A 14,066-nucleotide genomic window follows, 5' to 3' on the forward strand; every position below is an offset into this window, starting at 1 on the left:
TCTCGTCCGGCACATACCTGCGGGCGCATTGGCAATGTTCCGGCATAGTGAAGCATGCGCGCGCCTTCACAAAAATCGTTCCGGTTTTTGCGCCGGTGCTATAGGCAAACCCATCTCTCATTTCCGCCTATCGCGACGGACAGAAGGGCACGCGTCAAAAAATAGAAGGATCCGGGGTCATGGCGAAAGCAAAACTGACACGTGCTGAACAGAAGATACAACGTCCGTTGCAAATTCTCGATGCCGCATTCGAGGAATTCACCAAAAGGGGATTTACCGCGACGCGGGTGGAAGACATCGCGGAACGGGTGGGGGTGACGAAAGGGACGGTCTACGTCTATTTCGAAACCAAGGAGGCGCTCTTCGAGGCTATGGTCAAGCATGCCTCCCTGCCGTTCCAGGAGGCATTCAATGCCTATACGCATACATCCGACGACCCCGTCGAGCAGCTTCGCCTGCTGCTGGAATTCCTGTTCGATGTGCTCGTCGACAATAAAAGAATGCGGGAACTGTTTCGCCTGATCCTCGCGGAAGGCGCAAAATTCCCCGATCTCATCGACCAGCACCATGACACGTTGATGGCGCCGGTCTTCGATCGCATCAATACGATCCTCGAGGAAGGCGTCGCGAAAAAAAGGTTCAGGGCCAATCCCCCCGAACTTGCCAAGGTCGTGATGTCGCCCATGGTCGGAACATTGGTGTTTCGGCTGATTTTTAACGACCGGCGTATTCTGGACAGGCAGGCCGTTCTGAAGATTCACCTCGAACTGATCATGCGCGGACTGCTGACATAGGCATCATTCCTTGAGGCCCGGTCTCAGCCGACGCCACCGATGCAGACATATTTGAGTTCGGTATATTCCTCGATGCCGTGGCGTGACCCTTCCCGGCCGAGGCCCGACATCTTGACACCACCGAAAGGCGCCTCGGCGGTGGAAATAGCCCCCGTATTGACGCCGACCATGCCATATTCGAGCGCCTCGGCAACCCGGAAGACCCGCGACAGATCGCTCGCATAAAAATAGGATGCGAGGCCGAAATCGGTATTGTTCGCCTGCACGATCACATCCGCCTCATCCTCGAAGCGGAAGAGCGGCGCAAGCGGCCCGAAGGTTTCCTCACGCGCCACCTGCATGCCGGCATCGACATTGCGCAGGATCGTCGGCTCGAAAAAATTGCCGCCCAGTGCATGCCTCTTGCCGCCGATGGCAATCTCGGCGCCTTTCGAAAGCGCATCGGCAATATGGGCCTCCACTTTGGCGACGGCGTTTGCGTCGATGAGAGGCCCGAGAATGCTTGCCCCCTCCAGCCCGTTGCCAACCTTCAACCGAACGACGGCTCGAGCGAATTTTTCAGCGAAAGCATCATAGACGCCGCTCTGCACATAAAGACGGTTGGCGCAAACGCAGGTCTGACCATTGTTGCGGAATTTGGCGAGGACCGCGCCCTCGACAGCGGCATCGAGATCGGCGTCATCGAAGACGATGAAGGGCGCATTGCCGCCGAGTTCCAGCCCCAGTTTCTTGATCGTCGGCGCACATTGCCGGTAAAGATGTTCGCCTGTGCGCGTCGAGCCGGTAAAGGTCAGAAGGCGGATATCCGGGCTTGCCGTCATTTCCCCGCCTATCTCGGCCGTTGGCCCCGTCAAAATGCTGAAAAGCGCAAGCGGCAGGCCGGCGCGCTCGGCAAGGATGGCAAGGGCGATGGCAGAAAACGGCGTTTGCGGCGCCGGTTTCAGCACCACCGCACAGCCGGCGGCCAGCGCCGGGCCGGCCTTGCGGGTGATCATGGCATTGGGGAAATTCCATGGCGTGATGGCCGCAACCACGCCCACGGGCTGGCGGAGAACCAGAATGCGTTTATCCGGCTGGTGGCCGGGCACTGTCTCGCCATTGATCCGCCGCGCCTCCTCGGCAAACCATTCGATGAAGCTCGCACCATAGGCGACCTCACCCTTTGCTTCCGCCAGCGGCTTTCCCTGTTCCAGCGTCAGTATCATGCCGAGATCGTCACGGTTCTCCATGACGAGCCGGAACCATTCCTTCAGGATATTCGCACGCTCGCCGGCGGTGCGGCGGGCCCATTCCTTCTGGGCGATCACAGCGGCAACGATTGCTTCTCTCGTTTCCTTCGCACCGAGCTCTGGAACCCGCCCGACAATCTCACCGGTCGCGGGATTGCGGATCGCCGCCGTTTCACGGCCATCGCAACCGATCCAGCGACCGGCCACCGGCACTTTCTCGCCGAAGAGTGTGGGATCATTCAGATTCATGGCCCATCCCTCAACAGAAGACCTGCGCCGAGGCCGGATCGAAGGCGAGATGCACGAGGTCGCCACGGCTGAGGCCAGAAATCGCCTCATGGCCGAAAGGCAGGCGCACGGCCAGGGGCTCACCCGAGCCGGTATGGGCCACCACATGGACATTGTTGCCGAGGAATGTGATGTCGCTGACCGTGGCCTGGAAACCGGCGGCGACGACCGGCCGGTTACGGCTGAGTTGCAGCCGCTCCGGGCGCAGCATCAGCGCCGCTTTCTTTCCCGGCGCGGCTTCGCCATGCATCGGAATATGATCGAAGACGATATCCCGACCGAGCGACACCGTCGCCCTGCCGCCCGAAGCAGCGAGGAGATCGCAGGCGATGAAGTCGCTGTCCCCGATGAATTCAGCCACGAAGCGGGTAGCCGGGTGGGCGTAAAGCTCCGGTCCCGTGCCGATCTGGTCGATAACCCCCTTGGAAAACACGGCGATCCGGTCGGAAAGACGCAAGGCTTCTTCCTGATCATGGGTAACGTAGAGGATCGTCACTTCCGTCTGCTGGTGAATACGGCGGATTTCGAACTGGATTTCTTCGCGCAGCTTCTTGTCGAGCGCCGACAGCGGCTCATCCATCAGCAGCACCGGCGGGTCGTAGGCAAGCGCGCGGGCCAGCGCCACGCGCTGCTGCTGGCCGCCCGACATCTGCGCCGGTTTTCTGTCCTCGAAACCTTCGAGACGGACAAGCCGCAACATTTCCTTCACCTTCGCATCGATTTCCGCCTTGCTCTTGCGGCGGACCTTCAGCGGAAAGGCGATGTTCTCACCGACCGACAGATGCGGAAACAGGGTGTAGCGCTGGAAGACCATGCCGATATTGCGCTTGTGCGACGGCGTCGACAGCAGGCTTTCGCCGTTCAGCAGAATATCGCCCGATGTCGGCTGCTCGAAACCAGCAAGGATATAAAGCGTCGTACTCTTGCCCGAACCGGACGGCCCGAGAAATGTCATGAACTCACCCGGCTGCACGTCGAGATTGACGTCCTGAACGGCGACGACCGGTCCGTATTGCTTGCGGATGCCGCGAATCTGCAGGAGCGGTTTGGTCATGTTTTCAGTCCTTTTCGCACAGCCGCGACAAGCAGCATGAGAATGATGGTCACCGCGATGAGAAGCGTGGAGGCGGCCGCAATCACCGGCGTCAGATCCTGACGCAGCGTTGCCCAGATTTTCACCGGCAACGTCTGCAATGTCGGGCTTGCCATGAAGATCGCCAGCACCACCTCATCCCACGAGGTTAGGAAGGAGAAGATCGCCGCCGAAAACAGGCCGTGGCTGATGGCGGGAAGCGTGATGCGGATTTTCGCCTGCAACGGCCTTGCGCCGCACAGCACCGCCGCATCCTCAATCGATTTGTCGAAACCCTCCAGCGCGCCGGTCAACGCCAGAATGGAAAAGGGCAGCGCCACGACGAGATGGGCGATAACGAAACCGGCAGTGGTGCCGGCAAGGCCAAGTTTCAGGAAAAAGGCGTAAAGCGCCACAGCCAGCACCACGACGGGCAGGATCATCGGCGTCATGAACAGCGCACGAAGCGTGTTACGCCCGATGAAACGGCCGCGCACCAGCCCGAAGGAGGCGACAAGACCGATCAGCACGGACAGCACCGTGACCATGAGGGCGATGCGCAGGCTCGTCCAGGCGGCCTCCAGCCATCGCGGATCGGCGAAGAAATCCGCATACCATTTCAATGTCCAGCCGGGCGGCGGAAAGATCAGCCATTGCGACGAGCCGAAGGACAGCGCTGCGATGAAAACGATGGGCAGAACAAGAAATGCCGTCGTCAGCAGCGTGATCAGGAGGAGTAGCCATTTCCAGACGCCGAGGCTGTTATAGTTCAAAAGCATGTCAGCGCCCCCCTGCCCCGGCCGCGCCGAAAAATTTGAGCTGCACGGCGTAAAGCGTCAGCGTCACCACCAGCAGCACCAGTGCGGCCGCCCCGCCCATGCCCCAGTTGACGAGCGACTGGACGAATTGCGCAATGAGTTCGGCCAGCATCATGTTCGCCGTACCGCCAAGGAGCGCCGGGGTGACGAAGTAACCGAGCGACATGACGAAGATCATCAGCGCGCCGGAAATCATGCCGGGCGCGGCCAGCGGAATAAGGATACGGGTCAGCGCCTGAAAGCGTGTCGCCCCGCACAAGGCCGCCGCCTGAAGAATGGCCGGATCGATCTTGCGGATGACGCCATAGAGCGGAATGATGATGAAGGGCAGCATGATATAGGTCATGCCTATCGTTACCCCGATAAGATTATTGACCAGCGCCAGAGGCTGATCGATGATGCCGAGCCCCATCAGCGTCTTGTTCACCACGCCCGTGCGCTGCAACAGCACCATCCACGCATAGGTGCGCGCCAGAAGATTGGTCCACATCGACAGGAGCAATATGGCAAAGACGATGGAAGCGAGCCGCGCCGGCATGATGGCGAGCGCCCAGGCGACGGGAAAGCCGATCGCCAGCGACACGACCGTGACCAGCGCCGACACCGCGAAGGTATTGAAGAAAATCTTCAGATAGGTGGAGCTTCCCAGCAGGGCGGCATAGTTGCCGAATCCGAGGACGGGTTCGGTGACACTGCGCGACAGCAGGATCAGAACCGGAACGACGAAGAACAGGACAAGCAGGACAAGCGCCGGCAGGGTAGCCGTAAAGTTGCCGGACCGGAAAGGCATCCGCACCTTCGCTTTCGGGCTGACTGTTTCATCGGTAAGCGAGACCATGCCCAAACCTCCCGGACGTGGAAAAATCGCGCGGGCGCCTGTCGCGGCCCGCGCCGTTATCTTACTTCGCCTGCCAGGCGTACCAGCGCTCGCCAATCTCATCGCGATGCTGCGCCCAGTAGCTCATATCGGCATTGACCTGGCTTGCCGTCTGCTGGTCCGGCAGTGTCTTGGCGGTTTCCGGATCCATCAGCTTGGCGGATTCGATATTGACCGGCGCATAACCCGTCGCGGTCGCCATATCCGCCTGCGCCTGCGCAGAGGTGGCGAGCGCGATGAACTTCATCGCCGCATCCTTGTTCTTCGTTCCCTTGGGAACGACGAGGGAATCCGCCGCGGTGATGTTCTGCTGCCAGGAGGTCTCCACCTTCACGCCGCTTTTTTCAAGCGCCGTCATGCGGCCATTCCAGACGCTGCCGAAGGGCGCTTCCGCAGATGCAATCAACTGCTGTGACTGTGCGCCGCCGGACCACCAGATGATATCGGATTTGATCGTATCGAGCTTCTTGAAAGCGCGGTCGAGATCGAGCGGATAAAGCTTGTCGGCGGCCACGCCATCGGCCAGAAGGGCTGCTTCGATCACGCCCGGAGCAGACCATTTGTAGAAGGTTCGCTTGCCGGGAAATTTCGCAGTGTCGAACAGATCCGCCCAGCTCTTCGGGCAGGCGGCCACGGCATCGACATTGCAGCCGATGACGAAGGAATAATAAAAGCTGCCGACGGAGTAGTCCGTCACGAAGCGCGGATCGAGTTTGGTCTTGTCGATGACGGCAAAATCGAGCTTCTCCAACAGGCCCTTCGGGCCGGCCTGCGCGGCATAATCGCCCTCGACATCGACCACATCCCAGGTCACGCCGTTCGCCTCGACCATGGCTTTCAATTTGCCGTAGTCCGTCGGGCCGTCCTGCACCACGTTAATGCCGGTCGATACCATGAATTTTTCAGCCCAGGCCGCCTTCTGGGCGTCCTGCGTGGTTCCTCCCCAGCTGGAGAAAACCAGATCATTCGCCTCAGCAGATGCACCAAGGGCAAAAAGAGCGGCGCATGTCGTCAATACCAGTTTCAATTTCATGTTCCCTTACTCCGTTTTAGAGCTTCTTGTTGGTATGCACGTCGCGACCGGCGCATTTCACCCGAGCGGTGAAAATCGCGCCGGTTTCATGATCTTGTTTTCGGCGACTTCGATGAGGTCGCGGATTTTCGGAAGGAAGGACAACCAGCGCGGATCGGTCATCAGCCGTGCGCGCCGTTCCTCGCGGTCATCCAGGCTCGAAAAGGCCCAGATATGAACGATCTCATTGATCGGGCCGATCTCGGAGAAGAAGTAACCCACCAGTTCGCCGAGATGGCTCTTCTGGATTTCGATGCCCTCTTCCTCGACCACCTTGAGGTAGGCAGGGATGGCGCCGTTCTTCAGCCGGTAGGTGCGGATTTCGTAAAACATGGGCTCACCGCATCACGAAGGGATCGGGGATCGGGTCATCGGAGGTGCGTAACCATATGGTCTTGGTGCGCGTGTAATCGAGCGCCGCCGCAAGCCCGCCTTCGCGACCGTCGCCCGACAGGCCGAATCCGCCGAAAGGCGCAATCGGCGAGACCGCACGATAGGTATTCACCCAGACGATGCCGGCACGGATCGCTTTCATCAAACGGTGGGCGCGCGTCAGGTTCTGTGTGAAGACACCGGAGGCAAGGCCATAGACCGTGTCATTGGCCAGCGCGATGGCTTCCGCTTCGGTCTCAAAGGAAACGACCGAGAGGACGGGGCCGAAGAACTCTTTCTCCATCGATGGCGAACGAATGCCGTCGCAATCGAGAATGGTTGGCCGATAGAAATAACCGTCGCCGTCTACAGCCGCACCGCCTGTGACAACTTTGGCGCCCGCGTCCACGGAGGCGGAAACCAGAGAAACAATGTGCTTCCTCTGGCGCTCCGTCGCCAGCGGTCCTACTTCCGTCGCCATATCCAGCGGCGAGCCGATGCGGATCGCCTCAGCTTTCGCCTTCAGAATATCGAGGAACCGATCCTTGACGCTTCTTTCGACGATCAGCCGCGAGCCGGCGACGCAGCTCTGGCCGGTCGCGGCGAAAATGCCAGCCACCTGCGCATTGGCGGCGCTCTCGAGATCGGCATCGGCAAAAACGAGGATCGGCGATTTGCCGCCGAGTTCCAGCGAGGTGGAAGCGAGGTTTTCAGCCGAATTGCGCACGATATGACGCGCCGTTTCCGGACCGCCGGTAAAGGCGATATGAGCCACCTTCGGATGGGTGGTGAGCGCCGTGCCGCAGGATGCGCCGAAGCCGGAGACGATATTGACCACACCGGCGGGAAAACCGGCCTCATGCACCAGCCGGGCAAATTCCAGAAGGGGTGCCGGCCCATCTTCCGAGGCCTTGACGACAATGGTGCAGCCGGCCGCGAGTGCGGGACCGATCTTGACGGCGGCGAGAAACAGCTGGCTGTTCCACGGCACGATGGCCGCCACGACGCCCACGGGTTCACGCCGCAGCCAGACATCCATATCCGGCTTGTCGATCGGCAGATAGGCGCCCTCGATCTTGTCGGCCAGACCCGCATAATAACGATAATAATCCGCGACATAGGCAATCTGCGCGGAGGTCTCACGGATGATCTTGCCGGTATCGCGGGTTTCGAGTTCGGCAAGCGTCTTCGCATTCTCAGTGACCAGATCGGCAAGCCGATAGAGCAGCTTGCCACGCTGTGTCGCCGTCAGTTTCGACCAGCCTGCATCTTCGTAAAGCGCCCGATGCGCGGCCTCGACCGCACGACCGACGTCGGCCTCGCGGCTTTCCGGCATTTCGGCCCATGCAGTGCCGCTTGCGGGATCGAGACTTGCGAAACGCGTCTCGCCATCTTCGAAACGTCCGTCGATATAGCACTGGAAACTGCGCATCGCGTTACTCCCCGAAAGCCGGCATGACATCGGAAAGGAAGCGCTCCAGCGAGGCCTTCTTACGTTCGAAGCTCATGCCCGTATCGATCCAGAAGGAATATTCGTCATAGCCCATGGCCTCGTAGGCCTTAAGCCGGCTAATCACCTCATCGGCATTGCCGACGACATTGTTCTTTCGCATGACATCGGTGGAAAGCATCGCGTTGGCGGCGATGTCTTCGGACGCAATACGCTCGATCAGCCCCTGATGGATCGGTTTTTCGTTTTTGAACCAGGCGAAGAAATAATTGTAATAGACGCTCATCTCATGCGCTGCCTGGGCGATATCGGCTTCATCGGAACCGACATAGGTGTGGCGAAGCAGCATGATTTTCGGCCGCTGTTTTTCCGGGTTCTTGGCGCAGGCATCGTTGAAGCGGCCCATCAGGGTTTCCACCTCGTCATCGCCCTGCCAGAGCGGCGTCACCTGCACATTGCAATCATTGGCGACGGCGAATTCATGCGAATTCGGATCGCGCGCCGCTACCCAGATCGGCGGGAAGGGCTGTTGCAATGGCTTGGGAGCAGACGTGGTGGCCGGAAATTTGTAGAACTCGCCGTCATGGGCATAGTCGCCCGCCCACACACCTTTGATGGCCGGGATCAGCTCGCGCATGCGCTGGCCGGCGCCCCAGGCATCGAGGCCCGGAAGCAACCGCTCATATTCAAACGAGTAAGCACCGCGCGCAATGCCGATATCGAGACGACCATCGCAGATGAGGTCGGTCATCGCGGCTTCGCCGGCAAGCTTGATCGGGTGCCAGAAGGGCGCGATTACCGTTCCCGTGCCAAGGCGCGCCGTCCTGGTGCGCCGCGCCAGATCGGCGATTGTCACGAAGGGGTTCGGGGCAATGGTGAAGTCCATGCCGTGATGTTCACCGGTCCAGATGGCATGCATGCCGCCGCGATCGGCGATTTCGCAAAGCGTTACGAACTCCTCGTAGAGCGTCTTGTGATCCTGCGAGGCGTCCAGCCGTTCCATATGGACAAAGAGGGAGAATTTCATGGGTTTGCCGCCTTCATCGAGATGGGGTGGACCCTGCCGGCAGTCTCGTTACCGACATAGACACCGAAGTTGCCGATTGAACTTTCCAGCGCGAACCGGTTGACAATGTCCGCCGTCGCGCCGGAGTCGAACTTTGCCGAAGCCAGCGCGCCGGGCAACAGAAAACGGCCATGGCGCGGCGCATCGTCCCCATCTGCCAGTGCGTGGTAGACGATGTGCTGACGCCCATCCGCCTTGTTTTCATAAACCGAGTAAAGAAAGCCCGTCCTGACCGTCAGTCCGGTGAGCTCTTCCAGCCGCGCCGTCAGCGCCGCGACCGGATCGCCGCCCGCCACGACGCAGCCGGGCAGCGACAGCACATCCTCGCCGACGAGGTAAATCTCGCCGCGCCGCTCAAGAACCGCGCCGACAGCGATTTCACCCTCTGCCGCAGCCGAAAGCGCCTTAGCGGCCAGCATCGGCGTGAAGTAACCGCCGCGCGCATAACCGAGGCCGTTCAGACCGCTATTCTCGAAAGCGTCGATGCGACCGAGCAGAATGACGTGGTCTCCGGCCTCGATAACCTCCTGCATCGAACATTCGAACCAGGCCGCAACATCGGCAAAGACCGGTGAGCCTGCCGGCGCATCCGACCAGATGGCGGCGGCAAAACGATCTTCCACCGGCCGGGCGAACGTATTGGACAGGTCCTTCTGGCCTTCCGACAGAATATTGACGGCGAAATTTTTCGCACCCGTCATCGTCGCGAAATTGCGCGAGGTGCGGGCAAGGCAGATCAGCAGCAGCGGCGGATCGAGTGAGACGGAGGTGAAGGAATTTGCGGTGAAACCCACCGGCTTTCCGGCTTCGTCGCGGGTGGTAACGATCGTCACCCCCGTCACGAAGGCGCCGAATGCGTCGCGCAGGGCGCGCGGGTCAAGGGTTGCAACGGTCATTGCGGCTCCTCCTCTAAAGCCAGCCATTCGGCCATCAGTGCATTGACGGTTTCGGGTGCGGTCAGATTGACCATATGCCGGTGCGCCTCGACGATGCGGGCATAACCGCGCGGCGTGATCGCCGCCATCTGTTCCGCCATCAGGGGCGTGGAGTTCGGATCGTCCGAACCGGTCAGAAAAAGCGCCGGGCAGGTGACCGAAGGCCAGCGGTCGGCGTAGGTCTCATCCCCACCCGCAAAAGCGGTATAGGCGACCGCGTAACCTTCCGGGTCGACCATTTCCAGCCAGCCTCTCGTCAATTCCCGGGCATGCCGGCTTTTCAGATCATCGCCGAACCAGCGCAGCAAGGGGCCTTCCTTGTCCACGCCCATGGTGCGGATCGCCGCCGCGCGCGCAAGCACAGCCGCCTTCGCAACGGGGTCGCGGCGATAAACACCGTTCAGATACCCGACACGCGCTATGCGATCTCCAAGCGTCGCGGCTGCCCCGCCGGAAATCAGCGCACCCATGGAATGCCCCGCGACATTGGCACGCTCTATCCGCATGTCGTCGAGAAACCGGCCGAACCAGCCGACGAAATCCTCAAGAGTGCTGCCGGCCCCAAGACGTTCGCTGCCGCCGTGGCCCGGCATGTCTACCGCGATGACGCGGTGCGTCCTCAAAAACACCTCGATCTGCGGCGTCCAGGCTTCGAGCCGCATTCCAACACCGTGGATGAGGATCAGATTCTCGCCCGCGCCGGCTTCGAAATAGGCGGCCCCGCCTCCGGTCGTTTTCCGGGGAAGCGTGGCGGCGCCTGTCTTCGCACCATTGACCCGTGACGTGTCGGCGACCTTTTGCATTGGCGTCCGCCTCAAACGCCGGCCGGATTGGCAACATCCTGACCGAGATCCTTCAGATCCTGATAACGGTCGCCGATACGGTGGTGCGGCCGGCCGCCAACGGAAGCACCGAGCGCGACCACGATCTCGTCGGCGGCCGGGGCATCGGGAATGGCCGTCTGGATCGTCAGATAATGCGAACGGCGGCCCTCATCATTCTTGTCCATCAGCGGGATCATGATCGGCGCATTGCCGGGGCCGCGCGTGTTGCAGAAAGCGAGATAGGATTTGGCGCCGACCGCCTGACGATAGTGATTGCCGAAGCGCAGCGTATGGATGAGCGCGGAGGCATGTTCGATCTCACCATCCAGCCCCACGACGGCCGCCTTGCCATAGGCCTCCACCGCCTCACCGGACCCGACGGCGTCAAGGATCATCTTCGTCAGCAATTCGCCAAGCACCGGCGCACCTGCGTGAATTTCCGGCTTCAGATCGGCTACGAAACCTTTGCCCGCCCACGGATTTTTAACGACCGCAATGGCGGCGAACAGCTTCAACGGCGCTGCGGCAGCCTTGCCCCCCTCAATCAACGTCGTTTCGACCTGCAGCAGGGTCTTGCGGATCTGGATGGACATCAGCGCTCTCTCCGTAAATATGATGGCTTATGGTATGCCATAATATATGACTGTCAAGTACCGTAATCCCGTAAGGATGAGCAATGGAATTTTTGGGGTTGTCGTCGCCGATAAGCCGAGCGCTATGGCCAACCGATTGCACTTGGCAAACAACGATTGGAGGCGGGAAAATGGGGCAGATTTGACCGGGGCATCATCAGCCGGGCTGGATGCGCAAGTGGCCGCCTTATACGGCGATAATGTTCCGGAAGATCAGGGCAGCCGAGGCCGGCGCCCTCTATTCCTGACTTTCAAGCCGATATCGGGAACCGGGATAGAGCAGCCGTACGGACGTGACGGCGCGGCTTGATGACCAGGTTCTACGGCGCACGAGAAGGCAGGGCTCGTTTCGGCTGATGGCCATCAATTTGCATTCCCACGGCTGGGGCGATGCCGCCTCGATGAATTGCTCGGTCCGGGAAATCGGCGCCGCCGCCGTCAGATAGGCATTCGGGGTGAGCGTATTGAAATCCTGCATCAGATAATCCGGAGCGATCTCCGCATTGACGAAGCGATCTTCGAGCTGGATCGGAACATCGTCTTCGTGGTGCACGATGATGGAGTGAAAAACCTTCGCTCCCACGGCGATCTCCAGCGCCGTTGCAAGATCGGGACCGCAAACCTCCGTCTGGGCGAGGATCAGGCTCGGCCGATGCGTCGAGCCGCGTTCCTTGATCTCGTCGGCAATATTGCGCACGCCCATCATGCCGGCGCTTCGCTTTTTCGGGGCGACAAAGGACCCGCGCCCCTGCACGCGAACGATCACCCCCTCGGTTGCCAGCTCCCGCAAGGCGCGGTTTGCCGTCATGCGACTGACACCCAGCATGTCGACGATCTCGTTTTCGGAGGGTATCCTGTGGTTGGTCAACCACTCTCCGCTGGCGATCTTTTCCTTGATCTGTTCTTTCACCCGCTCATATAGCGGCAGGGAGGAGCGATCGCCCGAGACAGGAAACTCGTTTTCGGTGACGGGCAGCATTGAAACTCCTAAAAATCGGGCGACTGCACAAAACGCAGCCAGAATCCGCGCAAGCACAAAATTATCACATCCTATCTTGCTTGTCTTTCGCAAATGTGTGAAGTTACATATACAACTTGAGGGGAAAATAATGGCAAGCGAAGACTCGATCTCCAGCGGCCGCAAGTCTCCCGCCGATAGTCGGGGCGATATTCGAATGCCCGCCCAGCGCAACGGCAGGAGCTGCCATGCCGATGCCGAAGCAATGTTTGATGGTTCGGCCGGGCAATATGCGCTGAAAGACCGCCCTTGCCAGAACCCGCCAACCACATGCGTCTTCGACCCGGCGCGGCCAATGCGCGTGAGCCATATGAATTTCTCAAAGTTGTATAGTGAACTTTCGGCACATCGTTTCGAGGCGAACAACGAATTCCGTATTGATTCGACAATCAACCGGCTGCCGATTTCGACGGGACATGAAATGCACCAATGACCGCCGGGCTCAGGGGTAGACATCTGCCCGGAGCGCCCGGCTGAAACCACAAAACGCATGCCAGCAACTTGCCAATCATCAAACCAAAAGGGGAATGCAATGCTGAATTCAAAGCTGAAAATCGCGCTGGCCACCACCGCGCTCATCATGGGAGCCTATGCCGGGTCCGCGAGAGCGGAAGGCTATTGCGCCGCTGGAAAGACCATCACCTTCGCCGGCATCGACTGGGAAAGCGGTGCTTTCATCACCGAAGTCATGAAGGAAATCCTCTCCAAGGGCTATGATTGCAAGGTCGATTCCATTCCCGGCAACTCCGTGACGCTGGAACAGGCGACCGCCAATAACGACGTGCAGATCTTCGCTGAAGAATGGATCGGCCGCTCCGACGTCTGGAACAAGGCTGCGGAAGCAGGCCAGGTAACATCGGTCGGCAAGACCTTCGTTGGCGCCGCTGAAGGCTGGTTCGTGCCGGAATACCTGGTCAAGGGCGACCCGGCAAAAGGCATCGAAGCCAAGGCTCCGGACCTGAAGAGCGTCGACCAGCTTTCCGACCCGAAGATCGTCGAACTGTTCAAGGATCCGGAAGAGCCGACCAAGGGCCGCTTCCTCAATTGCCCCTCGGGCTGGACCTGCGAAGGCGTCAACACCGCCAAGCTGCAGGCCTACAAGCTGGAAGCAAACTATGTGAATTTCCGCCCCGGCACCGGCACCGCTCTCGACGCCGCCATTGCCGCCGCCTATCTCCAGGGCGAGCCGATGCTGTTCTATTACTGGAGCCCGACGGCAATCATGGGCAAATACAAGCTCATCCAGCTGCAGGAGCCGGCCTATAGCGACGCCTGCTGGAAGGAACTGACGAGCGCCGATGGAAAGCGCGGCGCCGGTTGCGCCTTCCCCTCCGTCGAGGTGGCCTATGGCGTGAACAGCACCTTTGCGAAGGAGGCGCCGGAAATCATCGCGATCCTTGAAAAGGCGACATTCCCGCTGGCGGAGATCAACTCCAGCCTCGCCTATATGACCGACAAACAGGTCGATGCGACAGCCGCCGCCAAGACCTTCCTTCAGACCAAGGCCGATATCTGGGGTAGCTGGGTTTCTGCGGACGCCAAGGCGCGTATCGAAGCCGCCGTCAAGTAAACATCGCAGGCGCCCCGGGCTTCCGGCGCGCATTTTCCCGTCAGGACAG

At 60.2% G+C, this 14,066-nt stretch carries 15 protein-coding genes; 3 read left to right on the top strand and 12 right to left on the bottom strand.

All coding sequences use genetic code 11. The annotated features are described in order from the left end of the window. The first annotated feature begins 179 nt into the window (after nucleotides 1-179). The gene (locus ACQZ5K_RS13325) at nucleotides 180-794 is read left to right on the top strand and encodes a TetR/AcrR family transcriptional regulator (protein ID WP_448740559.1); all 615 of its coding nucleotides are present in this window, start codon (nucleotides 180-182) and stop codon (nucleotides 792-794) included. Between the two features lie 23 nt (nucleotides 795-817). Here ACQZ5K_RS13325 and ACQZ5K_RS13330 read toward each other — a convergent pair whose 3' ends face one another. From ACQZ5K_RS13330 to hutC, 12 genes are all read right to left on the bottom strand, one after another. Further along, nucleotides 818-2,272: an NAD-dependent succinate-semialdehyde dehydrogenase gene (locus ACQZ5K_RS13330; RefSeq protein WP_448740560.1), complete on the bottom strand. Its 1,455-nt coding sequence runs from the start codon at nucleotides 2,270-2,272 to the stop codon at nucleotides 818-820. 10 nt (nucleotides 2,273-2,282) lie between these two features. Next, complete coding sequence (locus tag ACQZ5K_RS13335) at nucleotides 2,283-3,365, bottom strand: ABC transporter ATP-binding protein (protein WP_448740561.1); 1,083 nt, start codon at nucleotides 3,363-3,365, stop codon at nucleotides 2,283-2,285. Then, the gene (locus ACQZ5K_RS13340) at nucleotides 3,362-4,162 is read right to left on the bottom strand and encodes an ABC transporter permease (RefSeq protein ID WP_448740562.1); all 801 of its coding nucleotides are present in this window, start codon (nucleotides 4,160-4,162) and stop codon (nucleotides 3,362-3,364) included. The genes ACQZ5K_RS13335 and ACQZ5K_RS13340 overlap by 4 nt, the downstream gene beginning before the upstream one ends. A gap of 1 nt (nucleotide 4,163) precedes the next feature. After that, the gene (locus ACQZ5K_RS13345) at nucleotides 4,164-4,991 is read right to left on the bottom strand and encodes an ABC transporter permease (protein ID WP_448740599.1); all 828 of its coding nucleotides are present in this window, start codon (nucleotides 4,989-4,991) and stop codon (nucleotides 4,164-4,166) included. Between the two features lie 109 nt (nucleotides 4,992-5,100). After that, nucleotides 5,101-6,111, bottom strand: coding sequence for an ABC transporter substrate-binding protein (locus ACQZ5K_RS13350; protein WP_127755519.1), 1,011 nt, complete (start codon nucleotides 6,109-6,111; stop codon nucleotides 5,101-5,103). 57 nt (nucleotides 6,112-6,168) lie between these two features. Next, the gene (locus ACQZ5K_RS13355; RefSeq protein ID WP_448740563.1) at nucleotides 6,169-6,483 is read right to left on the bottom strand and encodes an NIPSNAP family protein; all 315 of its coding nucleotides are present in this window, start codon (nucleotides 6,481-6,483) and stop codon (nucleotides 6,169-6,171) included. A gap of 4 nt (nucleotides 6,484-6,487) precedes the next feature. Beyond that, on the bottom strand, nucleotides 6,488-7,954 hold the full coding sequence (locus tag ACQZ5K_RS13360; protein ID WP_448740564.1) for an aldehyde dehydrogenase: 1,467 nt from the start codon (nucleotides 7,952-7,954) through the stop codon (nucleotides 6,488-6,490). A 4-nt stretch (nucleotides 7,955-7,958) separates the two neighbouring features. Next, on the bottom strand, nucleotides 7,959-8,999 hold the full coding sequence (locus ACQZ5K_RS13365; protein WP_448740565.1) for an LLM class flavin-dependent oxidoreductase: 1,041 nt from the start codon (nucleotides 8,997-8,999) through the stop codon (nucleotides 7,959-7,961). Further along, the gene (locus ACQZ5K_RS13370) at nucleotides 8,996-9,934 is read right to left on the bottom strand and encodes a flavin reductase (RefSeq protein ID WP_448740566.1); all 939 of its coding nucleotides are present in this window, start codon (nucleotides 9,932-9,934) and stop codon (nucleotides 8,996-8,998) included. The genes ACQZ5K_RS13365 and ACQZ5K_RS13370 overlap by 4 nt, the downstream gene beginning before the upstream one ends. Next, on the bottom strand, nucleotides 9,931-10,776 hold the full coding sequence (locus ACQZ5K_RS13375) for an alpha/beta fold hydrolase (RefSeq protein WP_448740567.1): 846 nt from the start codon (nucleotides 10,774-10,776) through the stop codon (nucleotides 9,931-9,933). The genes ACQZ5K_RS13370 and ACQZ5K_RS13375 overlap by 4 nt, the downstream gene beginning before the upstream one ends. Before the next feature lie 11 nt (nucleotides 10,777-10,787). Next, nucleotides 10,788-11,390 (bottom strand): amino acid synthesis family protein, encoded by a 603-nt coding sequence (locus ACQZ5K_RS13380; RefSeq protein WP_003519589.1) that lies wholly within the window; start codon nucleotides 11,388-11,390, stop codon nucleotides 10,788-10,790. A gap of 277 nt (nucleotides 11,391-11,667) precedes the next feature. Beyond that, on the bottom strand, nucleotides 11,668-12,408 hold the full coding sequence (gene hutC / locus ACQZ5K_RS13385; protein WP_003519590.1) for a histidine utilization repressor: 741 nt from the start codon (nucleotides 12,406-12,408) through the stop codon (nucleotides 11,668-11,670). Between the two features lie 130 nt (nucleotides 12,409-12,538). On the opposite strand from hutC, the gene ACQZ5K_RS13390 reads away from it, so the two are divergent. Then, nucleotides 12,539-12,880: a hypothetical protein gene (locus ACQZ5K_RS13390; protein WP_448740568.1), complete on the top strand. Its 342-nt coding sequence runs from the start codon at nucleotides 12,539-12,541 to the stop codon at nucleotides 12,878-12,880. Nucleotides 12,881-12,979: 99 nt separating this feature from the next. Continuing rightward, a complete protein-coding gene (locus ACQZ5K_RS13395) occupies nucleotides 12,980-14,017 on the top strand; it encodes an ABC transporter substrate-binding protein (protein ID WP_448740569.1) in 1,038 nt (345 codons plus the stop codon). Nucleotides 14,018-14,066: the final 49 nt, after the last annotated feature.

The organism is Agrobacterium sp. 22-226-1 (assembly GCF_053522345.1).